This window comes from Chitinophaga vietnamensis, from assembly GCF_902167635.1.
Taxonomy (GTDB): Bacteria; Bacteroidota; Bacteroidia; order Chitinophagales; family Chitinophagaceae; genus Chitinophaga; species Chitinophaga vietnamensis.
The window spans coordinates 286,572-312,892 of the sequence record NZ_CABHMS010000003.1 but is presented as its reverse complement, the minus strand read 5'-3'; the positions used below and the strand labels follow the sequence as shown (position 1 = coordinate 312,892).

The 26,321-nt window shown below is 48.4% G+C and carries 19 protein-coding genes and 1 tRNA gene; 4 read left to right on the top strand and 16 right to left on the bottom strand.

The annotated features are described in order from the left end of the window. Positions 1-12: 12 nt before the first annotated feature. From FPG75_RS09400 to FPG75_RS09365, 8 genes are all read right to left on the bottom strand, one after another. Positions 13-1,857, bottom strand: coding sequence for a cellulase family glycosylhydrolase (locus FPG75_RS09400; protein ID WP_143306529.1), 1,845 nt, complete (start codon positions 1,855-1,857; stop codon positions 13-15). A 16-nt stretch (positions 1,858-1,873) separates the two neighbouring features. Beyond that, a complete protein-coding gene (locus FPG75_RS09395; protein WP_143306528.1) occupies positions 1,874-3,961 on the bottom strand; it encodes a beta-galactosidase in 2,088 nt (695 codons plus the stop codon). Between the two features lie 21 nt (positions 3,962-3,982). Then, positions 3,983-5,200 carry a glycan-binding surface protein gene (locus FPG75_RS09390; protein WP_143306527.1) on the bottom strand — a complete coding sequence of 406 codons (1,218 nt, stop codon included), beginning with the start codon at positions 5,198-5,200 and terminating at the stop codon, positions 3,983-3,985. Between the two features lie 19 nt (positions 5,201-5,219). Beyond that, positions 5,220-6,791 (bottom strand): RagB/SusD family nutrient uptake outer membrane protein, encoded by a 1,572-nt coding sequence (locus tag FPG75_RS09385; protein ID WP_143306526.1) that lies wholly within the window; start codon positions 6,789-6,791, stop codon positions 5,220-5,222. Between the two features lie 25 nt (positions 6,792-6,816). After that, positions 6,817-9,975, bottom strand: coding sequence for a SusC/RagA family TonB-linked outer membrane protein (locus FPG75_RS09380; RefSeq protein ID WP_143306525.1), 3,159 nt, complete (start codon positions 9,973-9,975; stop codon positions 6,817-6,819). 424 nt (positions 9,976-10,399) lie between these two features. After that, positions 10,400-11,410, bottom strand: coding sequence for a zinc-binding alcohol dehydrogenase family protein (locus FPG75_RS09375; RefSeq protein WP_143306524.1), 1,011 nt, complete (start codon positions 11,408-11,410; stop codon positions 10,400-10,402). A gap of 131 nt (positions 11,411-11,541) precedes the next feature. After that, positions 11,542-12,873 carry a xylose isomerase gene (xylA, locus tag FPG75_RS09370; protein WP_143306523.1) on the bottom strand — a complete coding sequence of 444 codons (1,332 nt, stop codon included), beginning with the start codon at positions 12,871-12,873 and terminating at the stop codon, positions 11,542-11,544. Positions 12,874-12,902: 29 nt separating this feature from the next. Further along, a complete protein-coding gene (locus FPG75_RS09365) occupies positions 12,903-14,378 on the bottom strand; it encodes a xylulokinase (protein WP_143306522.1) in 1,476 nt (491 codons plus the stop codon). Between the two features lie 154 nt (positions 14,379-14,532). Between FPG75_RS09365 and FPG75_RS09360 the strand changes: the two genes are divergently transcribed. Next, positions 14,533-15,426 (top strand): AraC family transcriptional regulator, encoded by an 894-nt coding sequence (locus FPG75_RS09360; RefSeq protein ID WP_143306521.1) that lies wholly within the window; start codon positions 14,533-14,535, stop codon positions 15,424-15,426. A 5-nt stretch (positions 15,427-15,431) separates the two neighbouring features. Here FPG75_RS09360 and FPG75_RS09355 read toward each other — a convergent pair whose 3' ends face one another. Genes FPG75_RS09355 through FPG75_RS09345 form a run of 3 tightly spaced genes read right to left on the bottom strand, consistent with a single transcriptional unit; the run spans position 15,432 to position 19,010 of the window. Continuing rightward, entirely contained in the window at positions 15,432-16,307 is an 876-nt protein-coding gene (locus FPG75_RS09355) for an alpha/beta hydrolase (RefSeq protein ID WP_201747920.1), read from the bottom strand. Positions 16,308-16,332: 25 nt separating this feature from the next. Further along, positions 16,333-17,349: an aldo/keto reductase gene (locus FPG75_RS09350; protein ID WP_143306520.1), complete on the bottom strand. Its 1,017-nt coding sequence runs from the start codon at positions 17,347-17,349 to the stop codon at positions 16,333-16,335. An 11-nt stretch (positions 17,350-17,360) separates the two neighbouring features. After that, the gene (locus FPG75_RS09345; protein WP_143306519.1) at positions 17,361-19,010 is read right to left on the bottom strand and encodes an alpha-L-fucosidase; all 1,650 of its coding nucleotides are present in this window, start codon (positions 19,008-19,010) and stop codon (positions 17,361-17,363) included. A gap of 147 nt (positions 19,011-19,157) precedes the next feature. Here FPG75_RS09345 and FPG75_RS09340 point away from each other — a divergent pair, with 147 nt between their 5' ends. Continuing rightward, a complete protein-coding gene (locus FPG75_RS09340) occupies positions 19,158-20,039 on the top strand; it encodes a helix-turn-helix domain-containing protein (RefSeq protein ID WP_143306518.1) in 882 nt (293 codons plus the stop codon). Positions 20,040-20,044: 5 nt separating this feature from the next. On the opposite strand, the gene FPG75_RS09335 is transcribed toward FPG75_RS09340, so the two are convergent. The 4 genes from FPG75_RS09335 to FPG75_RS09320 all read right to left on the bottom strand — a co-directional run bounded on the left by FPG75_RS09335 (position 20,045) and on the right by FPG75_RS09320 (position 24,399). Continuing rightward, entirely contained in the window at positions 20,045-21,220 is a 1,176-nt protein-coding gene (locus FPG75_RS09335) for a DJ-1/PfpI family protein (protein WP_143306517.1), read from the bottom strand. Further along, positions 21,201-22,133 (bottom strand): GlxA family transcriptional regulator, encoded by a 933-nt coding sequence (locus FPG75_RS09330; RefSeq protein WP_143306516.1) that lies wholly within the window; start codon positions 22,131-22,133, stop codon positions 21,201-21,203. The genes FPG75_RS09335 and FPG75_RS09330 overlap by 20 nt, the downstream gene beginning before the upstream one ends. Positions 22,134-22,200: 67 nt before the next feature. After that, entirely contained in the window at positions 22,201-23,406 is a 1,206-nt protein-coding gene (locus FPG75_RS09325) for an alginate lyase family protein (protein ID WP_236652910.1), read from the bottom strand. A 171-nt stretch (positions 23,407-23,577) separates the two neighbouring features. After that, positions 23,578-24,399, bottom strand: a complete 822-nt coding sequence (locus FPG75_RS09320; protein WP_143306515.1) for an alpha/beta fold hydrolase — start codon at positions 24,397-24,399, stop codon at positions 23,578-23,580. A gap of 364 nt (positions 24,400-24,763) precedes the next feature. Here FPG75_RS09320 and FPG75_RS09315 point away from each other — a divergent pair, with 364 nt between their 5' ends. Next, positions 24,764-25,687, top strand: coding sequence for a hypothetical protein (locus FPG75_RS09315; RefSeq protein WP_143306514.1), 924 nt, complete (start codon positions 24,764-24,766; stop codon positions 25,685-25,687). After that, entirely contained in the window at positions 25,687-26,145 is a 459-nt protein-coding gene (locus FPG75_RS09310; protein ID WP_143306513.1) for a type II toxin-antitoxin system VapC family toxin, read from the top strand. Before FPG75_RS09315 ends, FPG75_RS09310 begins: the two co-directional genes overlap by 1 nt. A 75-nt stretch (positions 26,146-26,220) precedes the next feature. On the opposite strand, the gene FPG75_RS09305 is transcribed toward FPG75_RS09310, so the two are convergent. Next, positions 26,221-26,304 (bottom strand) — tRNA-Leu (locus tag FPG75_RS09305). Between the last annotated feature and the right edge of the window lie 17 nt (positions 26,305-26,321).

The window sequence follows — 26,321 nt, the reverse complement described above, 5'->3', positions numbered from 1 at the left end:
TTTTTGCTACCGCTACTGAACGATCTTGAGCACCTTGCATTTTTTTGTCCAGCCTCTCCCCTTCGCTTCTACTACATAGGCGCCTGTTTTCAGCGCTGCGCCCACAGACAAAAGGTCTGAAGCTGATGGGCGCACTTTTACTTCCACCATTTTCCCCGAGGCGTCAATAATGGTGATACGTTCTATGCTATCCTGTTTATCTGCTTTAATGCTGAAAGTAGAGGTAAAGGGATTCGGGTATACATTCAGTTCATTGGCGGACGGGTGGGCAAGGGCCATAGTGGAGCTTGTTGCCGCCATTGCCGCCAGCGCAACGCCGGTCATGGTCCATTGTTGATTATAGCTGCTGCTGCCCGACCACTGCGCCAGATCAGCGCCATTGGCCGTTTGCCCCAAGCCGTCAAGATACAGCCCTGTGGCGCGGTTCTTTAGCTTGATATAACTGTCTGTTACCTCCACCTTCCATTGCTGGTTATAGCTGGCACTGAGGCTCCATTGACCGGCAACCGACCCGTCGGAGGATCTTCCCATCCCGTCGAGATACAGCCCGGTGGCGCGGTTCTTCAGCCTGATGTAGCCATCGGCGGCTTCCACAGCCCACTGTTGCGCATCGCTGCCACTATTGCTCCACTGCCCTGCATTGGCGCCATTGGTATTTCTGTACATACCATCTGCCAGCAGGCCGCTGGCGCGGTTCACCAGCTTCACATATCCGGGAGCGTTGCCGGCGGCTTTCATGATAGTGGAAATCGTTTCCTGGTCCAGCACAGCGCCGGTACCGCGATCGTACATCTCTTTATTGATATCCCAGCAGAAAGGAATGAATCCCTTTGCCCTGGCAGCGCTCACGAAATAATCGTAGTAATGCCATCTCGATGCATTGTGCAAAGCCTGATCAGAAGGAGGATTCAGCGATCTTCTGATGGCCGCATATTCTCCGATGATCACCGGTATGCCTTTATCAATGAACTTCGTTTTCATGAGGTTCAATTCAGCATCCATATAACTCTCTTCTCCCCAGGTGGCATTGCGCGAAGCGTCGGTAGTGGAATGGTAGTTGGCGCCCCAGTAATAGAACATGCTCCCCCATGTTTCGTCTTTTGTCAACAGTGCAAACTGGGAAGGGCTATAGTAATGCACTTCCATCATTAAACGGTTGGCAATGGGATCTGTTGGCAGGGTGTTCATCAGCGTATTCGTCTTATCTATATCTGTAGCCGGTCCCTGGATGATCAGGGTGCGGGAGCTGTTGTTGGCGCCCGTAGCCCGTACAGCGTTGATGAATGTTTGATGGTAAGACAACAATACAGACATGCCGGTGGCGTCGTTCACATTCGGCTCATTGGCGCTGGCGAACAGCAGATGCTCATTATAGTTTTTAAAGTAATTGGCAATCTGCGTCCAGTAGTTTTGCTGTTTGGCATTTACCTGCGCCTGCGCGGCCGTTGTAACGTTATTTTCCAGCCAGCCGTTGTCCCAGTGTATATTGAGGATAACATAGAGACTGTCGCGCAGACAGTAGTCTACCACTTCCTTTACACGGGCCATCCAGGCCGGATCGATCACGCCGTTGGTGCTGTGGCAATCCCATGAGCATGGCAGTCGTACGGCATTAAATCCGGAAGCCTTCACGGCATCGATCGTAGTTTGCGTGGTGAGCGCGCCGCCCCAGGCGGTTTCCCCGCAAATGGCCTCCAGCGTGTTGCCGAGGTTCCAGCCCACTTTCATTTTGCCGGCGATAGATTGGGCTGTAGGTAATTGGGCTGACATTGACAGACTTGCAAAAAGCAGGATTAACAACTGCACCGCGATGCGCATGCAGGTGGGAACGTGGTGTTGAACATTGGTACGTGGCATAACAAAGTGGTTAAAGTTATTCTTTCCAGACAAGCACGCCGCCTGGTTTTACAGTTTTTTCTCCGATCATTATTTTGGCAGATGCAGGGATGTTCATGGCGTAATCATCAGACGAATAGTTCACTGCCACGTAAAAACCATCGCGCCAATAGACAAACACGCCCGGCGGATAATCCTCCGTGGTGGCGCCTGCCGCCGTATAGACATCACGCAGTACATCTTTCTCCAGCTTTGCATCGTCCGTATCTACGCCGATGTAAGTAACGTCGCCTTTGCCAAGGCGGCGCTTTACTACAGCGGCAGCGCCTTTATAAAACTGATCGTTGTATATGGCCACCGCTTCCGTGTTTTTATCCGGTTGTAGCAGGTCGCCCCAATTGTTCCAGCTATAGTGGCCTGATTTCGTTTGTACGTCACCGTAGTATTGATCCGGCAACATATCGAAGGCGCTGATACGGGCGCCGATCAATGAAGACAAGGGAGCAGCCCAGCCAGCTTCCCAGAGGTAGCCTGCACGGTTTTTGGCCGCCGTGCGGCAGGTGATGATCAAATGCCCGCCATTGGCGGCGTATGCCTGCCATTTCTTTATCAGCGCGCTGTCTACCAGCTCGTATGCCGGTACGATCACAAATTTGTATTTCGACAGGTCGGCTGTTTCAGCAACCACATCAGCCTGAGCGCCGAAAGATTTGGCGATCTGCAAAAACTTGATCGGATAATTCCAGGTATCCCACTGCCTGGTTTGCCGCTGCTGATCGAAGGACCAGTAGTTCTCCAGGTTCCAGAGGATGGCGGTAGCACGCTTCGCCAGTTTTTCCGGTAAGGGCGCATTCACATCAGCTTCTTTCCGCAGCAGGTTCATCTCCTTCATGAACTGCATATAATCATTTCCGCCTGGCGAGGGCGTTACGCCATCGGTGAGCATAATACCGGAATGATATTGTTCAGCGCTATAGTTGATCTGACGGAAACGATAAGAGCAGGCCAGCTTTCCGCCCGCCGCAAAAACGTGGTACAGCCACATGCGCACCGTGCCCGGCAATGGCAAGGGCGTAAAATTGCCCCAGTTGACCGTTCCCGGCTGTATTTCCATTGCTCCGCTAAAGCCGCCTGTTGCTTTGTAATATTCGGCGGCAAAGAGTATCACATTGCTGTTACCCAGGCGGAAGCCCTGTTTGCCGATGTTATAAGTTCCACCGTTCGGATACGCAGTGTAGGTGGCAAAGTCCAGCGCCTTGGTACGCCGCGGATCTGCGCCGGTACATACTGCCGTGTAATTGGTAGTGATGAACTGCTGCTGCGAAATATATTTCCGTAAAGTATGGGCCTGAAAATCGAGGAATGCCGCCTGTGCATCCGCCAGGTATCGTTTGAAATCGAGCACGGCGTGCGGGTTGCTGCCCCACCAGCCTACGAGGTTCACATTCGGAATGATGACCTGATCAAAACTGCTGTACCACTGGCTCCAGAAAGCGTTGCCCCATACGGCATTCAGCGTATCGATGCTATGGTATTTATCTTTCAGCCATTGCCGGAATGCTTCCTGCGAAGAAGGGCTGAAATCGGGCTTTGCGTCTGGTTCATTATCCAGTTGCCAGCCGATGATGTTTTCATTTTTTCCATAACGCTGCGCCATTTTAGTGACGATGATCTCCACAAAGCGGCGATACGCCGGGTTCACGATAGCGCCCAGGCCACGGGTGCCATGTTCGCCGCGGATATACTGGCTGTTCATCAGGAAAGTTTCCGGGTATTGATGGCGCATCCATGCAGGCGTGGTGGCAGAAGGCGTGCACATCACCACTTTCAGGCGATACTTTGCACAGAGGTCCATTACTTTGTCCAGCCAGCCAAAGTCAAACTTTCCTTCTTCCGGCTCCATCTTGAACCACGCAAATTCTGCGAGGTGCACAAACTCGAATCCCATCTCCGAAATCCGTTTGATATCGCGTTCCCAGAGGTTCGGGTCCCAATGTTCGGGATAATAATAAATGCCCGTTGTGATCAGTCGCCGGGCCGGGAAAAAAGGATGGTCCTGTTGGGAAAATGCCTGCGATGTGATGAACGTTATCAATAACCATAACAACAAAATGTGTTTCTTCATTTATTCGATTTTATCATTAAACTATCTTTTGATCTTGACGACCCTTATATTGTCGATGGCGGCATAGAAGCCTGTAGCGGTGGGCGATGCAGAGAAATTGGCCGTTTGGATATTTACCGGGCCGGCGCCGGTATTGGTGAGCAATGTGGTGAGGTCAGCGGCGCTCACGCCTTTGCCGTCGTTGGAGCGGAAGCTGCTAAAGGGGATGGTCACAGTACGCCAACCTTTGGTGACGTAGTTGGCAGCAGTGCCTGTAGCGCTCTGCCATGGCTCATAACGGGCCATATAATCCCTGCTGTAATTCCTGACCACATACAAGGTGGTGCCATTCCAGGCCGATGGTACATTGATCTCAAATTTCAGCGCGTAGCGATCCAACGGCGCCTGGAGGCTATCGCGCGGTACCCACTGCACTTCGTTGGTATTGATGCTGCGCTGGTTGTTCCACCAGCTGCCGTCGCCGCCGGCGAGCACGTCGTTCTTCAGCACCGCGTAATTACCTTTGTTGCCGGGAAAATCTGTTCCTGTATTTTCGAGATTAGTGCCCCAACTGAAAGGATTGATGTCGTCGAAGTTGCAGAGCATACCGGTGCTAAGGTCGTTTACATTGTAAGCCGTTGAATCTGCTCCCGATTTTGTTATCACTGTAACTTTGCCGCTATGGCTCAATTGCGGCAGTATAAAACCGATGGATGCCCCATCTCCTGCGGCAGTGAAATTATTGATCTGCTGGCCGGCAAACATCACCTGCTGTGTAAAAAAGAAATTAGTGCCATATATGTAGACTGAATCGCCGGCATTGGCATTTTCATTGGAAACGCCAGTGATGACGGGCGGCGGCGCCACAATACTGAATTTAAAAGTGGTCGTGCCCCGTGACGTGACGTAGCGGATAACATTCATATTATCAGCGCTGATAGATGGAAAAGGTATGACTGCCGGCACCTGCATCACGGCGCTGGTATCAGAAAACATCACGCTTTTAATACTGGCGGGCACACCGTTGAAAGTTACTGCCAGCGCGCCTTGTAGATGATGACCACACAATACTACCCACTGCCCCGGCAACACCGACGTCAACAACGTATCGCCTGGCGTGGCCGCATAATTCCTGACATGAGTGATCAGCGGGCCGCCGCCGTCTCCATCTTTCTTACAGGCAGCCTGCAACAACGCCATCATCCCGGCGAGTACCCATAACAATAACCTGCTGACTGAGTTTGAGATTAATTTATTCACGGGAAGAAGATTTACATGTTTAGTAATAAGATACCGGAGGCTCCAGCAGTTTAGGATTGGCGGTCACTTCAGAAGAAGGGAGCGGAAAAGAAAAGCTGTTGATGGTGGCCGGCGTGATCACGCCGAAAGGATCAGCGGGAGTTACCACACCACCGGTATAAGAAAATGTTACGCGCGTTTCTCCGTTCAATTTGCTGATGGCCTTTGCCGGGTTGTAATACGACAAGCGCACCAGGTCTGTCCAGTACTGCCCTTCCGCCGCCAGTTCAATCCTGCGTTCTATCAGCACGCTGTCGGCATCTATAGCGGGCGCCGGGTTTACGCCTGCTCTTTCACGCACCTTGTTGAAATAAAGCAGTGCATCCGCATCGTTGGTAGACGCATTGTTGCCCAGCACGGCTTCCGCATAGATGAGGTACACGTCTGCCAATCTTAATAATGCATTGTGTTCCGGAGAAGATGACAGCGTCATGGTGGGCGCATTATTATCTTTGTTCGTTCCGACGATATGTTTTTTTAATCCGCAGTCGCCGGTGAAATGATAACCGCCGCCGGCTGCATTCAGCTCGGGATAATAATCTCCCTTCAACATAAAAACTGCTTTACGCCTGACAGAATCCTTTGTGCTATAGCTTTTATACAGTTCCACAGTAGGACGGATATTGAACCATCCTGCCTGACCGTTGGCAGATATTTCCGCACCGCCGGGTGAATAGATCTGCAACATATTTCCTTCCAGCCATCCAACACCGGGCGCCCACTGTAAAGCGAACAATGATTCGGGGTTATCGTTGAACTGGGTTTTGAAAAGATCTGCATAGTTACGCAGCAAAGAGAGGCCACTGTTTTTACACACGTTGCCGGCGTACTTCCGGGCGCTGTCCAGCAATGCCTGATCACGACTTCCGGTATGATTGAGTCCTGCCAGGGTCAGATATACTTTGCCTAACATGCCCTGCGCCGACCAGGTGGTCAGTCGCCCCGCCACATCTGCGGGTGGCAGGTTTTGCGCTGCAAAAGTCAGGTCCTTGATCGCAAAACGAAATACGTCTTCTGTCTTTACCCGGTTAACCAAAGGAGCAATCACCAGTTTGCTGTTATCTTCAATAACCGGCACCGCGCCCCAATGCACGGCCAGGTTATAATAGGCAAAGCCGCGTATAAATCTTGCTTCCGCGATGGCGGCATTTTTGTTGGCGGCGGAAATGCTGTCCGGCGCTTTTTGTTTGATAGCATTGATCGTTACATTGCAATGCGCAATGATGGTATACATCGACTTCCAGTTGGAAACCATGATACTGTTCATTCCGGTAACGGAGAAGGTATTCAGTTGCACGGCATCTCCCCAATAACCAACAGCCAGGTTACCGCTCAGCACATCTCCTACGGGCAGGTAACAAGTGTAGTTCCAGTCGCCCCAGGGGGAACCCGCATACAGCGCTGCTGTGGCCAGTCGCAGGTCGTTGGTGGATTGATAGAAATTATCCGCGCTGATCTGAGACAATGGCGGACGATCGAGAAAACTTTTGGAGCATCCCGCCAGCAGGATCACGATGATCTGACAGAATAATATTTTTATGATAGCTTTCATGATGATCTGGATTAGCGTGAATGAATTATTTGGTCAGCTTTACATTGGCGCCAATGGTGAATGTCCGCGGCTGCGGATAAAATCCGTTGTCAACGCCGGCGGTCAGGGGATCCCATGAGCCTATTTCAGGATCCATGCCTGAATACCTGGTAATGATAAATGCATTAGACACATTGACATAGAGCCGCAGATAATGGATACGAACCTTGCTGAGCAACCATTCCGGCAAAGTATATCCCAGGGAAATATTCTTGCATCGCAGGAAAGTGCCGCTTTCCACGAACTTGTCTGAAGTGCGGTTGTTATCGTTGGTATTATCGTTCCTCAGTCCAACGATCCTGGTATCCGGATTTTTCACATATACGTTCTTGATATCCGTTGCAGAGCCCTGCGGGTTTATCAGCGCCAGCTGTGCATAGTCCATCAGCGAACGGAGATAACCGAAGCTGGTACCGGGATAATCGCCATTTATCCTGAGCTGGTTAAATACTTTATTGCCGATGTTGGCATTGAAGAAAATATTGAGATCGAAATTTTTATAGGAGAAAGTATTATTCAGGCCGATCTGGTATTTGGGGATCGGCGATCCGAGGAAGGTCTGATCCAGTTCGTTGATGATGCCATCGCCATTGATATCTTTGAATTTCAGATCACCATACCAGATGCTGCCGCCGGCGGCGCCTACCGGCAGGCGCACACCGTTCTTCACCGGCAGTGCATGCGTTTCAAAATCTTTCTGGGTGGCAAATACGCCGCCATCCACCACATAGCCGTAAAATTCCCCGATCGATCTGCCTACCACCGTTTTGCTATATGGCCTGGTCAGCGAAGCGCCATCGGTATTGAGTTTGATCACTTCGTTGATATTGCGCGAAACAGTGACATCTGTTTTCCAGGTAAAATTTTTTCCTTTAATATTGGTGGAGCTGATCCTGAAATCGAAACCTTTATTATTAACCGTTCCGATGTTCACGAAAGGAGCGTCCAGCGCGCCGGGAGCCCATCCGATGGCAGTTCCGGAATACAGTGGCAAGGGTATCTGCATCACCAGTCCGTCTGTTCTGCGGTTATAAAAATCGACAGCGAAATTCAACCGCCAGTTGAAAAATGTTCCATCCAGCCCGATGTTCGCATATTTCGTTTTCTCCCACTGCACATATGGATTGCCCATATTCACGGTGAGCTGCGCCACGCCGGTGAGGCCGGTGGCAACTGTATTCAGCGTAGAGGTATAAGCGTAGTCCCTGATGTTCTGATTGTTGGTTAATCCGTATCCTAACCTCAGCTTCAGGTCATTCAGCTGTTGCCACTGCTGCAAGAAATTTTCGTTCTTCATTTTCCAGGCAAAGGCGCCAGACCAGGTAGTTACCCAACGGTTTTCCGGCGCAAATTTGGAAGAGCCGTCTGCACGTACGTTGGCGGTAAACAGGTATTTATCATACAGGCCAACATTCAATCGGCCGAAGTAAGACTCCTGTGCGCTCTGGCCTTTGATACCGGTATTGGCAGCCGTGGTGGGATCTCCGCTGCTGATTACCTGCACATTGTTTGAGGGAAAATTGGAGCGGGTGGCGCTGCTGCCTTCACTGGTGCTTAACTGCGCTTCATGTCCCAGCAGCGCATTTACATTATACCGGTTCTTAAAAAGATGTGCATAGGTCAGGAAGTTCCTGACCGTGGTAAACAAGTTTTGATTGTAGATATAGGCGCCGCTGTTATTGATATTTTTTACCAGCCCGAAAGTATAGGAAGGATTGAAACGATCTTCCGTTGCCATGGAAAAGCTCACGGTGGCTTCGTTCCGCAGCACAAAGTCTTTCAGGAAAGAGATTTCACCATATAAATTTCCAAAGAGCTGGTTCCTGTTTACCTGGTCTTTATTGATCAGTGCAATCGCATAAGGATTGACGGTGCTGTTGACCCATCCGTTGGGATTATAAGCGCCGCCCCAGCTGCCGTCTGTATTTTTCACCGCAATGTCCGGCGTTTGGCTCAACGCGGTATTGATAACATTCGAGCTGGTGGCATTCACATTTTCCTTGATATTGATCAATTGCAGGCTGGTACCGATCTTCAGCCAGTCGGTTGTTTTATTGTCGAGGTTAAGGCGCAGCGAGAGCCGTTTAAAATCGGAGCCCAGCGCAATGCCTTCCTGTTTAAAGTAGGAGCCAGACAGCAGGTATTGCGTTCTTGCGTCACCGCCGTTAACAGTCAAGGAGTGATTGTACATGGGCGCATTTCTGAACAGCACATGTTGCCAGTCAGTGCCATCGCCCAGGTATTGCGGGTTGGCAAATTCTTCGCGGGTATCGAAGCCCCATCCCAGGGCTTTGTTGCGTTCATTGATGAAAGTGGCATACTCGCGCAGGTTCATCAATGGCAGTCTTTTAGGCAACTGTTGAAAGCCGGTGTACATATCGTACATGATGGCGGGTGGTGCGATCAGTCCCCTCCTGGTGGTAATAACGATCACGCCATTGGTGGCCTGGGAGCCGTAGATAGCGGTAGCAGAAGCATCTTTCAGCACATCAACAGATTCGATTTCGGAAGGATTGATACCGGCAAGCGGATTGGTGCCGGCGCCTGGCGAGGTTGTGTTGCCGATAATGACCCCATCGATGACATACATCGGAGTGGTGGCCCCGAAAGAAGAAATACCACGGATCTGTATGGATACAGCGCCGCCGGGCTGGCCGGAGATCTGTTGTGCTACCAGGCCGGGCACCTTGCCCTGGAGCGCCTGATCGAAGGTGACCGGCTGCGTTTTCCGGAGCTCATCTCCTGTAATAGAAGAGATCGCGCCGGTAACATCTTTACGTTTTGTTTTACCATAGCCGATCACTACTACATCTTCCAGCTGCGAAATATTTTCTGTCAGCTGCACGATGATACTGCCAGTATTCGTGAGCGTTACTTCTTTCTTTTGAAATCCCATCATGGAAACGATCAATACATTTCCTGCCGATGCTTCGATAGAAAAGCGTCCCGCGGCATCGGTAACAGCGCGGCGGTCGGTATTCTTTACGGTGACAGACGCTCCCGGAACAGGGGCAGCGTTTTTCTGATAAATGACAGTACCGCTTATTCTGGCAGTTTGCGCAAAGCCATAGGTACTGATCAGGAGCGCCCACAACAGCCATGCAGACAGCTTTGCATGAAAGCGATTAGTTTTGGTTGAGTACATAATAATTTTTTTAGATGGCAAAATTCCTGGTGTTCACATGCGAATACCCCACAACAACCGGATGGAAATCCGATTGTATCAATGTTCGAGAAATCAGAGGTATTATTGTGTAGCGAGAGACTTTATTGAAATGATCGTCGGCGGTGCGCCGGATGCTCCCGGTAAACCGCATCTTTACCGGGAACAAAACACCGTCCGGCGATATCTTCAGAAAATGAGGAAGGGATAGATAATATATCCAATACAGGTAGAGGGACAACGAATGCTTTCAATAGCGCAATAGGCTGCCCCGGGCCATTACAGCCCTGTAACAGTTCAAATTTCATACACGTGGATTAAGTATTGTAAAAATAAGAGGTCGCAGCCGTATTGATGGTCCTCTATTGTTTCAATTAAGGGGCTTATTTGTTACAATACCCGTCATTTAATCAAGTCTGATCATTCCTTTTACAATATTCGGGTCGGTGATCAGGGCAGGAAATTCTTCCACGGTATCATTGAAGTGCAGGTGATGTGTGATGTATGTTTCCGGAGCGATCCTGCCGCTGCGGATGTTTTCCAGTACCCAGTCGAAATCTTCTCTCGTGGCATTGCGGCTGCTGAGCAGCGAGCCTTCGCGTTTATGAAACTCGGGATGGCTGAAAGTGATGTCGCCTTTTTGCAGCCCTACCAGCACATACCTGCCTGCATGTGACATGAAACGAAATGCATTATTGATGGCATGCAGGCTGCCGGTAGCATCGATCACCACGGTGGGCATATCGCCGCCGGTGGCTTCTTTCAGCTGTGCTTCCAATTGTTCGTCCTGCGCATGAAAGACTTCTTTCACACCTTTTATCTTTTTGGCCCAGGCCAGCCGCTTATGATTCATATCGATCGCTAATACCCTGGCGCCGGCAATGGCGGCCATTTCCATGGTAGCCAGCCCGATAGGCCCCGCTCCCACTACCAACACATTTTCCTCTGGCGATACCGCTGCGCGCCTCACGCCATGGGCTGCAATGGCAAACGGTTCCACCAGTGCGAGCCTGTCGGGGTCCAATCCTGTGGCCGGCAATAGCAGCTGCGAGGGCACCATGAGCAGCTCCGCCATACCGCCATCAACATGCACGCCGATCACTTTCATATGCTGGCAGCAATTAGTATGGCCCTTGCGGCACGCAATACAGTTGCCGCAATGCTGATAAGGAATAACAGTGACCATATCCCCTTTGCGCAGGTGCGGTGCGTCGCCTTCCACAAACTCGGCTGCCAGCTCATGGCCCAGCACACGGGGATAGGTAAAATAAGGCTGCGTGCCGCCGAAAGCATGGATATCCGTACCGCATATCCCGATACGCCGGATCTTTATGATAGAATAACCAGGCAAACATACCGGCTCCGGCACATCACTGTATTCCAGTTTCCCTGGTTCGATGCAAGAAATTATCCGCATGGATCGCTGTTTTATATTTTCGGATTTATGGATTTCGGATTTATGGATTTGATTGGAGCGGAGATAGCAACATTGTTCATCTTCGCTCAATCAAATCCATAAATCCGAAAATCAAAAAATCCGAAAATCCTTTAAATGATGCAACTGTTGATGAGGTTCTCCAGCCATTCCTGTTTGCCGCTGATCTGCGCGGGCGCAGCGCCTGCAAGTGCCAGCTGGCGGAGGTCTTCGAGCGACAGCTTCCCTTCTTCAAATGCTTTGCCCTGGCCTGTGTCGAAGGAGGCATAACGATCCTGACGGAATTTTTTATACGCTGTTTGCGTCAGTATTTTTTCTGCGATAACAGCGGCCCGCGCGAAAGTATCTATACCGCCAATATGCGCATGGAATATATCTTCGAGGTCGGTAGAGTTGCGCCGCGTTTTGGCGTCGAAGTTCACGCCGCCGCCGGAAAAGCCGCCAGCCTCGAGGATGATGAGCATACTTTCGATGAGGTCGTTCAGGTTTGTCGGGAATTGATCCGTATCCCAGCCATTCTGCGCATCGCCGCGATTGGCATCGATGCTGCCCAGCATACCGGCATCTGCAGCCACCTGCAGCTCATGCTGAAAGGTGTGGCCTGCAAGGGTAGCGTGGTTTACTTCGATATTCAGTTTAAAATCTTTCTCCAGTCCGTACCGTTGCAGGAAACCGATCACGGTGGCGCTGTCGAAATCATATTGATGCTTGGTAGGTTCGCAGGGTTTAGGCTCGATGAAGAATGTTCCTTTGAAACCCTGTTTGCGCGCGTAATCGCGGGCCATGCCCAGGAAGCGCGCCAGGTGTTCCTGCTCCCTTTTCATGTTTGTATTCAGCAAGGTCATATATCCTTCGCGGCCTCCCCAGAATACGTAATTCTCCCCGCCCAATGCGATGGTGGCATCCAGCGCATTTTTCACCTGTGTGGCGGCATAGGTCACTACGGTGAAATCGGGATTGGTGGCGGCGCCGTTCATATACCTTGGATGGCTGAATACGTTGGCAGTGCCCCAGAGCAGCTTAACGCCGCTGGCAGCCTGCTTCTGGCGGGCATAGTCCACGATCAGCTGCATACGTTTCTCATAGGTGGCCAGGTCTGCGCCTTCATCGATCAGGTCTATATCATGAAAGCAATAATAGGGCAATCCTAATTTGGTAATGAACTCAAAAGCGGCGTCCATCTTGTCTTTCGCGCTTTGTTCCGGATCTGTGGATGCGAGCCAGGGAAAGTTTTTAGTGCCTGGCCCGAAAGGATCCGCACCGGTGCCACAGAAGGTGTGCCAGTAGCTGACTGCAAAGCGGAAAAGATCTTTCATGGATTTTCCTGCAATGATCCGGTTTTCATCATACCACTTATAGGCCAGCGGGTTGTCGGACTGCGGCCCTTCGTAATTGATCTTTCCTATCCCTTTAAAATATTCGTGATTTCCCAATGTAATGCTCATAAAAGGTGGATTTTAAAATGATATATCTTTTATAATTTCGAACGTAATTCCGTCAGCCATTTGTTGTAAACATCCTGGTATTGCGCCAGCAGGGCCTGTTCCGGCTCAATCACCATCAGCCGCTCCATTCCCCGGAAGGCATCTTCCGTATTCACGTACCCGGCGCCGATAGCAGCGCCACGCGCTGCGCCCTGGGCGCCATCGGTATTATACAGTTCGATAACAGTATTAGCGGTATTGGCAAATATCTCACGGAATAGCGGACTAAGAAACATATTGGCATTGCCGGCTCTTACCCGGTGAATCTTGATGCCCATGTCGGCCATGATGTTCAGGCCATAGTTAAGACCGAAAACGATGCCCTCCTGCACTGCCCGGAACATTTGCCTGCGGCCATGCCGGTTGAAATCCAGGTGCCTGATAGAAGCACCGGTATTTTTGTTGTTCAATACCCTCTCCGCACCATTGCCAAAAGGATATACCCGTAGGCCATCCGCACCGGGAGAGCAGGTGGCGGCTTCATGGTTCATAGCGGTGTAGTCAACATCACCCAACATATTTTTCAGCCAGCTGTTGGCGATGCCGGTGCCGTTGAGGCACATCAGCACGCCATTGCGGATATGCTGCGGATCATTGTTGACATGCACAAAAGTGTTGACGCGGCTTTGCAGATCGGTGGCATGGCGGTCGTGCACGGCATACACCACTCCCGAGGTGCCGGCAGTTGTAGCCGCTTCTCCCGGTCTCAGCACATTAAGCGATAATGCATTGTTCGGTTGATCGCCTGCCCGATAGGTAACAGGGATGCCCGCCGGCAATTGCAAGGCTTCCGCAGCGGCGGCAGTCAGCACCCCTTGCAAGCCGAAACCCGGCACTATAGCGGGTAACAGGTTCTCGTCTATCTTGTAATAGTCCAGTAATTCCCTGCTCACCGCATGGGCTTTGAAATCCCACAGCACGCCTTCTGAGAGGCCGGAAACAGTAGTACGCGCTTCGCCCGTAAGTTTCATGGCAATGAAATCTCCCGGCAACATGATCTTGTCGATACGCTCGTAGATATGCGGTTCATTTTCGTATACCCATCGTAATTTCGACGCTGTAAAATTTCCGGGAGAATTCAGCAGATGACCGAGGCAATACTCTTTTCCCAATGCGCTCAGCGCCTTGTTACCGATACCCACCGCACGGCTGTCGCACCAGATGATCGCCGGGCGCAATACCTGCTGTTGTTTGTCTACACAAACGAGGCCATGCATCTGATAGGCAATACCGATGCCGCCGATAGCGGCGTAATCGATCTGCGCTTGTTGCTTAAGCAAGCGGGTGGCAGCGATGATTTCCTGCCACCAGCTTTCAGGGTCCTGCTCTGCCCATCCCTTGTGAGGCACCTGTATCGGCATTTCCCTGGAAGGGCAGGTGGCAGACGCCATGCACTTGCCGCTATCCGCATCCAGCAACGCCGCTTTTATGGAAGAGGAACCAATATCGTAACCAATAAAATACATACCCGTTAATTTGATTCAATTGGATAAAGGTACGTGGCGGCGATTCCCGCAACCACTCCTATCATCTACAAAACATAAACTATTATACACAGCCTGTTTTTTATAACTTACTGAGAAGTCATATCTTAGTTCAATATTTACGTGCACGAATATCATGAAGCCGCTAATAGAGAAACTCACGTTATCAGAAAATACTTCTTTTGTAGCCAGAACATACCGTACTCCCCACTTTGAAGTACCCTGGCATCAACACAAGGAATATGAGCTCATCCTGATTCTGGAAGGAGAAGGATCTGCTTTTGTAGGAGATTATATTGGAGATTTCAGGCCGGGAGATATTTTCTTCCTTGCGCCTAACCTGCCGCATACTTTTCAGAAGTCCGGAGATATGATCACCAGCGCAGTGGTGATTCAATTTTCCACCGACTTCCCCGGGAGTGATCTGATTAATTTACCGGAAGGCATATATGTGAAACATCTTTTGCAGGCTGCCACACAGGGTTTGAAGATCACCGGGCATTGCAGGGAAAAAATGGCTGGCATTATCCGCGACCTGGAAAATCAACAGCGATTTGCACGCATCATCAGCCTGTTTCAGTGCCTGCATATGATGGCTGAATCGGCAGATTATATTCCCCTGTCCTCCCCCGCGCCAGATGCTGTGTCCAGTTTAAATCAGGAAGAGATAGATTTGATACTCCAATACACCAACAACAACTTCCGGAACAAGATCAGTCTCCGCGAAGTATCGACGGTCGTGAACATGAGCATACCTGCATTCTGTAAGTATTTCCGCAGAAGTACCAAAAAGACCTATATCGATTACCTGAATGAAATCAGGATAGGCTATGCCTGCAAACTCCTGAACGATACTAACAAAAGCGTGATTGAAATATGCTTCGAAAGCGGTTTCAATACGCTGGCGAATTTTAATAAACAGTTTCTGAAATACAAATCTATCCCGCCATCAACATTCAGAAAAATGATAAAACATCCCTCCATCCAATTTTCAGTTGACTATGACGATAGAATATTATCTGAACAATAGCCCTGTCATTTAAAGATATATTGAGAGAACAGATAGAGATTACGATCCCACTCCTTGTTGTCATGCCCGTTAGTATCTACATTCCAGATGTGTGAAACCCCTGTTTCCTCGAGGTACTGATGCGCCTTTTCACTGATACCGAAAAGGCCGTCTTTATTTCCGCATCCGATCCATAGCAGTTTCAACTTTTCTTTGGCCGCTTTAATATCCGGAATAAATTCAGTGTCGTTATACATGCCGCCAAACTTATTCGTATTAGGCGCTGAAGAAAATCCGCCTACATAGGCAAACGTTTCCAGGTGATGCAGGCCGATATTTAACGACTGTCCCCCGCCCATCGACAAACCCGCTATGGCGCGATGTTCGCGGTCATTCATGGTAGCATAATGTGCATCGATGTATGGGATGATATCTTCTAACAGGTCTCTTTCAAATAATTTTCTGTAACCTTCAAAACCGTCTGCCCTTCCGGAGCGACTGGCGGCAGCTGTATCTGTTACCGTCAGCTTTGCATCACAATTAGGGAAAACTATTATCAGGGGCTGTATTTTACCTGCCGCGATCAGGTTATCTGCAACGTTATCTGCCTGGCACCATTCCGTCCATTGACGATAGTCTGCACCGATGCCATGCAAGAGGTATAGCACAGGATACTTTTTATCAGCCGTATATCCCGGAGGCGTATACACGCTCATTTCACGGAGTTTCCCAAGTGATGCAGACTTGTATTGAACGATGGTTAATTTTCCGTGAGGAATATTATTATTCACCGCATTGTATCCGGCCGGCGGCTCGGCAAAAGTGGGTATAGTATCTGCATTTGCCAGGCAGGTATGACCAATGATCATCCATATCAAAATAAATAAACATCTACTGCTCATCTTCATTCATTTTGTCTGTTAGTATTTACAAATAACTGGAAGCATAGACGGGATCGATCAATCCTTCTCTTTCCATCTCCTCCCAGAACCCGCCAGGGATAATGGCATGCGGCAAGGCAACATTTTGCGCCACCCTTTCCGCTTGTGTAGTATTTAAAGCAATGCTCCTGACTCCCGGCGCGCTCATGCCAAAGATCACACAGACTGCCACCGGCTTTATATTGTATTCGAAACATAACTGGTGAAAGCGTTCCCGCCAATCGTATAGCGCTTTATCTTTCACGGGGTCTGTTAATTGATAATTGTAGTAAGCAGATCCTGTTAAGAAGCCGCCGTTAAAAACAGAGGAGTTGATAATGGCTATCCCTTGCTGCTCCAGCTCTATCATAAAATCCACCAAAGCGGCAGGGTGACTGTGAACAGTCATGCTATTGGCGATCATCACCCAATCCAGTTTTACGTCTGCTGCTATTTTCGCAATTATCCGCCAATCCTTTGCTCCTACGCCGATGGCTTTGACCTTGCCCACTTTTTTCAATTCATGCAAGGCGCGGTAAGCATCCAGTATGTCCTGATAACGTTGTTGCCGTTCTCTTTCATTTTCCGATGCGGCGATGTATTCATCCGGATCATGCACAGATACCAGTTTCGCAGGATAATCACCCAATAATTCATTGCCTTGTTCATAGCATTCCAGGATGCCATGATAACTTATTTTTTGAACGGCATCATGTTGCAGATTTCGCCATACGCCTGGTTCAAAAGTGGGTTCCGGCGTTTTTAATGCGGTACGATACCAGCCTAGTTTATTACTGATCAGTACATCCGCAGGATGGACCTGTAATTGTTTCAGGCTCCGGCCTAATACCTCCAAAGCCAAGCCGGCGCCGTATTTGCCGGCCGAATCAAACATAACTGCTTGTTGCGAATGCGCGAGGCATTCGTTAACAATGGATAACTTTTTTTCATCCGGGAGGGCGACGTATAAATTTCCTAGTCCGCTGGTGCCAAAAATCACTTCCGGAAATTTGAGTTGTTCCATACCACTTATTTTCAGACGATCGCTCCTTCAATTTTCAATACAAAGGCTTCTTTACAGGGTGCTTGCTCCGGCAGCTGTACTTTCAGGCCATCGGATGTTTGCTGAAAATGCAGCTTGTCGTTCCCGAGCAGGCTTACCTGGCTCACTTTCCCTACCTGGTTGTTTTCAGCCAGGGCCTTTACGGTGATGGTATTATTAGCCGGCCAGCCCAACATCACTGCGTACAAGGTTTTCCCTTTGGTGGTGAAGCGAATGTCTTCCGCTACAAATGGTTTGCCTTTTCCTTCATTGAAACCATGAACGTTCAGGGCAGTTACCGATTCCGTGGCGGGGCCTTCTCCAAATATTTTCCAGGGGCGTGTGCTGTAGATGGCTTCACTGTTGACCTTCATCCAGTCGGCCACCTGTTCCACCACTGCACGCTCTTCGCTGTCGATTGTACCATCTCCACGTACCGGAACATTCAGCAGGAGATTACCATTTTTACTGACGATATCCACCAATGAATGTATGACTGTTTTAGCGCTCTTATAGCCTTTGTTATCAAACAGGCGACGGTCGTAATGCCAGCTGCCGATACAGGTATCCGTTTGCCAGGGCAGTGGTTCTATCTGGTTGCTTTGTCCGCGCTCAATATCCCATACCATACATTTGCGTTGCTGTTCGTTCAACCTTTTTCCGAACAGGACGGCCTGCAATTTTCCGTATTTTTTGATACTGGTGTTATAGAGATGCGCAGCTATTTTTAATCCCGCATCGCTTATTGGCCAAAGCGGTAAGGCGTTGTCATCAAAATAAACGAGTTCCGGATCATATTTATCGATGAGGTCAATGGTCCGGTTTAGAAAGCTGTCGCAGTAAGCTTTAGTGGGCACATTGGCGCCATTGCCCCAATCCCAGTAGCCTGCCATGCTGTTATCATTCAAACTGTCTTTGCTCAGTGCATGATTTTGTGCATACAGCTGTTGCGGATCATATCCTTGCCACCACTTGCCATTGCCATCGGCTTTAGTCAGCTTGCCATCATAAGGGATGCCGGCATAAGGGCCGCTTTTATCGGAGCGTTGCGCCACTTCGTACCAGGTCCAGGCATGAGAAGCATGAACGGCCACGCCAAGCGGCAAGCCCTGTTTCCTGGCTGCTTTTGCCCAGCCCCCTATGAGATCTTTTTTAGGACCAAGCTTCGTCGAATTCCATGAATGGTATTTGCTATCGTATAAGTCGAAATTATCGTGGTGGTTGGCCATGGCCATAAAATATCTGGCGCCGGCTTTTTTGTATAAGGCAAGCAGCTCTTCCGGCTGCCAGTTCTCTGCCTTCCACTCATGGATCACGTCCTTGAAGCCAAACTTCGAAGGATGGCCGTATTTCTCAAGATGATATTTATATTGGTCGCTTCCTTCCTGGTACATGCCGCGGGCGTACCAATCGCCGCGCTCGGGCTGGCATTGCGGGCCCCAGTGCGCCCAGATGCCAAACTTTGCATCCCGGAACCAGTCGGGCACCTGGTATTGACCCAATGAATCCCAGGTAGGTTGAAATGGACCTGGCGCCAAACGTGGAATGGATTGGGCATTTAATATACTGCGTGCATAAAGATTAGATAGATAGAGGGAGGATACGCCCGCAGCTAACCCTTTTATCAGCGTTCTTCTTTTCATGGAATTTATTTTTTACCGGCAACAGCGCGCCTTCATTGATCCGTCAAACTTACTCTGAAATACCTGCCCAACATTTAGCTTAATTAGACTTTTTTTTATACAAATCCGACTTTTTATTATCATTGCGATGCTAACAATTATTTAAGCATGATCAAAAGAACACTCAAACAAACCTTCACGCTGTTGAACGTCGATCATGTGAAGCTCGGTTCCAAATGGAATTACAAAAATGTGATCAGCCCGTATTTCAGGATATACTATATTGACGGCGGAGCCGGAGAGATATGGGATGCGGCCGCAAAAACACGCCTGGAGCCCGGCTTCCTGTATATCATACCGAGCTTCACGCTATGCAACCTGCTATGCCCGCACTATCTCAGCCAGTATTTTGTCCAGTTTTTTGAAGAGTCTTCGGATGGTATTTCACTATTTGAAAACAACAGATCTATTTCGAAGGTAAAAGCAACGGAAATTGATATCCTTAACTTTAAGCGGCTATTGGAAATTAATCCGGGCAGGGGCATCAATGGTTCCGACAATCCGAAGGTATACGAAAAGGATACTTTTTACAAAGCCTACCAGGATCTTAACAACCGGCAAAGCATGTCCACATTTACGGAAACGCATGGCATCCTGCTCCAACTGGTTTCACGCTTTCTGACGCGAAGCACGTTTAAATACAACGATACGCAGCAGGTGCCTGCAAAAATTCTGAATGCCATCAGTCATATCCAGTTAAACTTACATCGCGATCTGTCGGTAGGCGTGCTGGCGAAAAGGGCCAACCTGCATACCGATTATTTTTCCCGTCTTTTCTTGCAACATACCGGAGAAAGGCCCGTAAAATATATACAGGAGAAAAGAATTGAGCGGGCGCAATACCTGATGGTGACGACCCAGATGACGTTCACCGAAATTGCCACACAAACAGGTTTTGAAAATGTTTTTTACTTCTCCAAAATTTTCAAAAAAATTACTGGCATATCGCCGGGGAATTACAAAAAACAGGTGGATGCAATGGGTTTTTAAATGCATTAATTATAGTCGAGCAATCGTTTCACCACTTCGGTGTATCGCGTGCCGTATTGCTGCTGAATCCTTTCCAGACAAGCATCTATGATATACCGGGGCTTTGGGCGGTCATAGTTAACGACTACAGCAGTTGCCGACAGGGATGGAACCGGGTGCAGGGCATGCAGTTCATCCGGATGGAATTTATCCAGGCTGGCGGTGGGCAATAATGTAAGTCCATAGCCTGTTATGATGCTGTTATTTGTCAATGTTACGCTTTCCAGTGACCGGGGAAAAGTCCGGTTATACGTATCCAATACCGCAGCCAGTTCCAGCTCATTGGCGCCATCCTGTAATAATACGCCGATCTTCCTGTTTTTCCCGAACAATACTTTTTTGGCGATGGCTATTTTATCACCGAAGTCAACGGGCATGCTCTTGTGCGCTGTTTGTTGAGGAGAAACGTTATAGTTGATCAAGCCGCTTACGTGCAACATCGTTTGACGGCCGAAGAGGGTATCAATGATGGAAAGCGCGCCATCCGTAGCGTTGGAAACGCCGGCGGTGCTATACAGGTTTCCACTGCGGGTTACGCGCCTGTTATTCACCCATAGTGGTTGGGTGTACTGCTTCCGGATGGCTGCAAAATCAGATGCATGGGCTGTAAGCGGCTGTCCATCATAGATGCCGGTGGCTGCTGCCGTCAAGGCGCCATCACAAACAGAAAGCATGATAGTTGTATCGTGATAGTGTTTTTTTATCCAATTAACGATCCCGGGATGCTGGTGGCGGGCATCCATCGCCGACAAGTTAGGAATAACGATCACCCTGGCATTGATGCCGGTGGAATCAAATTCATCAAAGGAAAAATGCGGCAACAGGAAAAGACCTTTTCGTATGATAACGGGTTCTTTTCTCATGGCCACCACATATACATTTGCTTTTCCGGTAGCGCTGAAGAGATAATACGGCGCCATCAGGTCGAAGATCTCCGTTCCTTCATTATCTGCGATCAGTATCACAGTTTCTTTGGTAGCGTCAAAGCCTGGCCCCTGGCGGCTGAAGCTGGCATGCCCCTCAAATGTTTTCCATCTCATAAACTCCCGCACGGGGGCGCAGGCGTAAAAAAACCAGATCACTGCCATGCCGGTCATCAGTAGGATGCCGTACGTTACTTTTCTATTGCTCACTTTTGCCATGTTTTTTTAATATGCGTTGTAATTGCCGGGCAGACTTGAATCCGCATTCCGCAGCTATTTTTGTGATGGTATAATCCGGGTTATTGCGCAGCGCAGCTGCTTTCTCTACCCTGAGCAGGGTAAGATATTCGTTGATCGTTACCCCGGTGGCTTCTTTAAAAATCCTGGTGAGGTTTCTAACGCTGCTATTGAAACGTTCAGACAATGTTTCTACCGTCAAAGACTGATGCAGATGGTTGATCATATAATCCTGCATCTGGTGAATCTTCGGGTGGATGTGATTTCTGTAATCGAGATAGATGCTCTGTTGCTGATGCTTATCGCTCCTGCGGTGATATACCACCAGTCCCCTGGCCACCTGGTTAGCTACCAATGGTCCTTCCCATTCTTCCAGGATAGATAAAGCCATATCAATTCCGGAGCTGATGCCCGCGCTGGTATAGATATTTCCGCTCTTTACGAACAATACATCAGTAAGTACGCGGGCAGCGGGAAACATGCTTTGCAGGAGACCAGTGCTTCTCCAGTGCGTGGTGCATTCACGGCCGTCCAGCAGGCCGGCGTTGCCCAGGATGAAGGCGGCATTGCAAACAGAACAGATATTGATCTTCCGGGCAGCACAGTCGCTCAGCCAGCGAAAAAATGAGGTTTCAATATTGGGGCGTCTTTTCAGGCCTTCAAAATAGAAGCCTGGAATAAAGATAAAATCGCCTTCCTTTAATATGGCTTTCCGGTAATGGCTGATTTTTCCAAAAGGCAGGCCGGCGGCGCTGACAGGTCGCTGATCTACTGCATAGAATGCAATGTCAAGCGGAATCCCCATCAGGCTTGCTTCTCTGAATACCTGGGCCGGGCCGGCCAGATCCAGGAGCTCTACCAACGGAGGCAGGATGAAAATAATTCTTTTAGTCATCCCGCAAAATTACGCCTTGTTGCCCTTTCTGTGAAGGACAACAAGGCGTCATATCCGGCCATGCGTTTTATTTCAGTGAGCAGGTTAACGTTCCATAACCAAGTTGATCAAAGCCGCCGCTGTTGGGACCATAATTTCCGCCGCCGCCTTCGGGGCGTGTTTTCTGGGCAAAGCGCGCGCAGTTCGGAGCAGCCAATCCCTTGCGGTTTACATAGTGATTATATACCAATTCCCAAACAGGACGGGTATTTCCCCGGCTGCCGCTGCTGATAACATTTTGTACAACACCCACGCAATTGGTGTAGGGTTTAAAAGCAACCGAATCGCCGAGATTATAGGCAGCTACATACTCCGCTCCTTTCAAAAAACGGTTGTCATCGTAACCATACATATCATCGCCCTGGTTCCATGCCATTTCACAAAATGCGCCCATCAAACCAATGCCGAGCGTGGTATGTCCTTGATCACGGCCACTTTCCTGCCATTGGCCCAGGCCGTCGGGGTGAATAAAATAAACGGCGTTGGTGATAGCGCCGTTTCCTGCGCCATACTTGAAATAGTTGATCGCTTCATTATAGAGGTCCCGGTCGTCGCACAATACGCCGATAGCCAGGATGGAGTTCATCACACAGAGATCCCAGTTTGCATAGAAATGGCTCATACACTTTTCCCTTCTCGTGAGGAATCCATGGTTCATCGGATAAAAAACATGCAGCATCATTTGCTGGAACCTGGAGAAGTCCGCTGGCGCCCAACCTTCATACGTTCTCATTATTTCTGCCGCGTTGGCAAATTGATAACCATAAAGCCCTGCTGCAAGATTGGCGTCGTTATTACCGCCGATGCGCTTTAGTTTGGCCGACCATGCGTTCATGATCTGTATCGATTTATCGGCATATCGTTTATCGCCAGAGACCTTCCATCTCAATGCCGTAGCGTAGGCAGCGGCAACATCGTTATACAGCTGACCATAATTCTGATGATGGGTACCATCATCGCCCCGGTAAATAGTATCTGTCGCGTTAGGCTGCCAGCTAAGGGCGCTGTGCGGGTTAGCGGTCAGCTGGTTCCAGCCGGATAGCCAGGGCTCCGCTCCCGCGCCCACTTTGGCTTTCATGCGATCGAAATCAGATTGTTTGTGCAATAATCCGGGATGCACAAAAACAGTATCATGATTGTTCAAGGTCTGTCTTCCTGTAGCATTGACCATCTCTTTTCTGCATGATGCTACCAGGAAAAAAAGCAGGATTCCTCCAATGGCGCCTATGTTCATAAATTTCACAGGTTATTCAATTAAAATAAATGTTAAAATGACAATTTTAAATATACGGTAAATTATTAACGCGGGTTGCCTCATGATATTTTCTCAGGATAAATAATTCATATGGAAATAAAATGGCCGGGAATAATTCCCGGCCATTTTTTCAAATGATAACGTTGACGACTATTCTTTTATGAAAGCCAGCAGGTCAGCATTGATGGTAGCCGCTTCGGTAGTGGGCATACCATGCGGGAAACCCGGATAGGAGATCAGGCGGCCATTCTTCAGCAGTTTGGCGGCCTTCACACCGGTGGTTGCAAAAGGTACAATCTGATCATCTTCGCCATGCATCACTAATACCGGAATATCAACGCTTTTAAGATCTTCCGTAAAATCTGTTTCTGAAAAAGCCTTGATACAATCATAATGGGCTTTAATGGCTCCCATCATTCCCTGGCGCCACCAGTTGTCCATAATACCTTGTGATTTTTTAGCGCCTTCCCGGTTGTAGCCATAGAATGGAATCGTAAAATCCTGGAAATACTGCTGACGGCTGCCGGCAGTATTGGCGCGGATTTCATCGAATACCGACAGCGGCACGCCATCGGGATTGTTTTCATTCTGTACCATGATCGGCGTAACGGCGCTCACCAGCACCGCCTTGGCTACCCGGCCTTTTCCGTGCTTGGCTACATAACGGATCACTTCTCCCCCGCCTGTCGAATGCCCGATATGTACGGCATTCTTTAAATCAAGGGCAGTCACCAGTTCCGCTACATCTGCTGCGTAGGTATCCATATCATGTCCGATAGCTGTTTGGCTGGACCTCCCATGGCCCCTGCGATCGAAGGCTATCACCCGGAAGCCCTGGTTCAGGAAAAAAATCATTTGCGCATCCCAATCATCGCTTGATAATGGCCAGCCATGATGGAAAACGAGGGGTTGACCTGTGCCCCAATCCTTGTAGTAAATTTCGGTGCCGTCTTTAACAGTGATCTTGTTCATGTTGCTTGAGTTTAATTGACAGTGAATAATGGAATGAATAATTAACCAGCATGCGGTTGGGATTGTTTTACCAATGATGCTGAAGACAAGGCAAAACTCAAGCTTTGAACCCATATCGTCAATAACCTATATTAAGAATTGGGGGTAATCTGGATTAATAACTGAGCTGATGGGTTTGCAATACAAAGATGTGTCAACCAATTAAACAGTATTTTTCAATATAAATTTCTCAAATTCATCAGGTGGCTACTTTCCAGCATGAATCGAAATATTCACATTTGAATCTTTTTATGTAATTTAGGCATGGTGGCCTTCTTACAAGAGTATAGAATGCATACATTAGTGTGATTTTAATAACCCTCTCATGAAATATGAAATTAAACTTTCCGGCGCGAATGAAGATAACGGGAAAATAGAGCTGCACAGGCTGGTACATTTGGCCCAAGCTATTACCGATATCGCAAGTGGTGCGTTAAGAATCAGATTAACAGGGATAAGTTTTGCAAGTGGAAGAAAAAATGAACGAATCTCCAATGCTATAAAAATACATTTGGCTGATTTAAAAAAAGGATCAACAATTTTACAATTAGAATGTGATACATTTAAAGATACATTAGCGGGACAGCAAGGTGATGTTTTCAATCCGGGAATTCTTGATGTATTACCTGAACAGACGCCTATGACGCTGGTTATTGAGTCTTTCAGACATGCCATTAATTATCAAAACGGCACAAATTATTTAGATAAAGGGTTACTAAAAAAACTTAAAAGCTTTGAAAAAATTTTCTGTGAAGAAAATGAGTCTATAATCTTTTCAAACCAAGGTAGCACACCAGAATTGCAGATAAAACGAAGTGATATTAAAAGAATCCAAAAATTAGAAGAGAGTATTCCTGAGCCGCAAGAGATTATCGTTAATGGAATCGTCGATGAACTCAAATATTCAAAATCAAGAGTAAATATTGCAACCGAAGACGGCCTGGTTAATGGTATATTAAATGATGCTCTTGAACCGGAAGAAATTTCAAAGTATTGGGGAAAAAATCTGACAATTTCAGGCAAGGCACATTACCAGCCCAATGGACGCTTATCTTTCATATTTATCGAAAAAATATTTGAGCCATCCGAAGCCGATAAATACTTCTCAAAGGCCTCCAAAAAAGAAACCGTTGAACAACAGATTTCCCGACAACAAAGACAACTAAAAAACAGTAACCATCTTGGTGAAATTGTTGGCCAGTGGCCAGGAGAAGAAGATATTGATGAAATATTAAAGGCGCTTGATTAATGAGAAGATATCTATTAGACACGGGGATACTTGTGCATTATGCCCGGCAAAGCAATTTATATAAAGATATTGAAGCCCAGGAAAATTTAACAGCAAAAGATTGTATGCCTATGATTTCTGTTGTTTCGTATGGGGAGATATTATCTTTTGCTCAGCAGAACAACTGGGGAGATAGTAAAAAACATAAAATTCAAAGGCTAATCAATAAAATCATCGTCATTGATATTAACTCCAGTGACGCTGACCTTTTAGATGCATATTCAACAATTGATGCATATAGCAAAGGGAAACTTCCAAGTAATGCTATAAACAACGTATCAGCAAGAACAATGGGCAAGAATGATCTTTGGATCGCGGCTACTGCTTATGTAGCCAAAGCAAAGCTTCTCACAATTGACAGCGACTTTGATCATCTTAACAAACAGTACATTGAAGTAATTAAATTTCAGCAGAAATAATTATTATAAAGCAGAGATGCTATTAACGCAAAAAAGGCTACAGTTGTAGCCTTTTTTGATCATTTTGTAGAAACGTGCCCAGAACTGGATTCGAACCAGCACACCCTTGCAGGCGCTGCGACCTGAACACAGTGCGTCTACCAATTTCGCCATCTGGGCAACAGGTTTTGTGTTTC

Coding starts and splice junctions, on each gene's coding strand:
- FPG75_RS09400 (WP_143306529.1), bottom strand. CDS start 1,857: ATGCCACGTACCAATGTTCAACACCACGTTCCCACCTGCATGCGCATC.
- FPG75_RS09395 (WP_143306528.1), bottom strand. CDS start 3,961: ATGAAGAAACACATTTTGTTGTTATGGTTATTGATAACGTTCATCACA.
- FPG75_RS09385 (WP_143306526.1), bottom strand. CDS start 6,791: ATGAAAGCTATCATAAAAATATTATTCTGTCAGATCATCGTGATCCTG.
- FPG75_RS09380 (WP_143306525.1), bottom strand. CDS start 9,975: ATGTACTCAACCAAAACTAATCGCTTTCATGCAAAGCTGTCTGCATGG.
- FPG75_RS09375 (WP_143306524.1), bottom strand. CDS start 11,410: ATGCGGATAATTTCTTGCATCGAACCAGGGAAACTGGAATACAGTGAT.
- xylA (WP_143306523.1), bottom strand. CDS start 12,873: ATGAGCATTACATTGGGAAATCACGAATATTTTAAAGGGATAGGAAAG.
- FPG75_RS09365 (WP_143306522.1), bottom strand. CDS start 14,378: ATGTATTTTATTGGTTACGATATTGGTTCCTCTTCCATAAAAGCGGCG.
- FPG75_RS09360 (WP_143306521.1), top strand. CDS start 14,533: ATGAAGCCGCTAATAGAGAAACTCACGTTATCAGAAAATACTTCTTTT.
- FPG75_RS09355 (WP_201747920.1), bottom strand. CDS start 16,307: ATGAGCAGTAGATGTTTATTTATTTTGATATGGATGATCATTGGTCAT.
- FPG75_RS09350 (WP_143306520.1), bottom strand. CDS start 17,349: ATGGAACAACTCAAATTTCCGGAAGTGATTTTTGGCACCAGCGGACTA.
- FPG75_RS09345 (WP_143306519.1), bottom strand. CDS start 19,010: ATGAAAAGAAGAACGCTGATAAAAGGGTTAGCTGCGGGCGTATCCTCC.
- FPG75_RS09340 (WP_143306518.1), top strand. CDS start 19,158: ATGATCAAAAGAACACTCAAACAAACCTTCACGCTGTTGAACGTCGAT.
- FPG75_RS09335 (WP_143306517.1), bottom strand. CDS start 21,220: ATGGCAAAAGTGAGCAATAGAAAAGTAACGTACGGCATCCTACTGATG.
- FPG75_RS09330 (WP_143306516.1), bottom strand. CDS start 22,133: ATGACTAAAAGAATTATTTTCATCCTGCCTCCGTTGGTAGAGCTCCTG.
- FPG75_RS09325 (WP_236652910.1), bottom strand. CDS start 23,406: ATGAACATAGGCGCCATTGGAGGAATCCTGCTTTTTTTCCTGGTAGCA.
- FPG75_RS09320 (WP_143306515.1), bottom strand. CDS start 24,399: ATGAACAAGATCACTGTTAAAGACGGCACCGAAATTTACTACAAGGAT.
- FPG75_RS09315 (WP_143306514.1), top strand. CDS start 24,764: ATGAAATATGAAATTAAACTTTCCGGCGCGAATGAAGATAACGGGAAA.
- FPG75_RS09310 (WP_143306513.1), top strand. CDS start 25,687: ATGAGAAGATATCTATTAGACACGGGGATACTTGTGCATTATGCCCGG.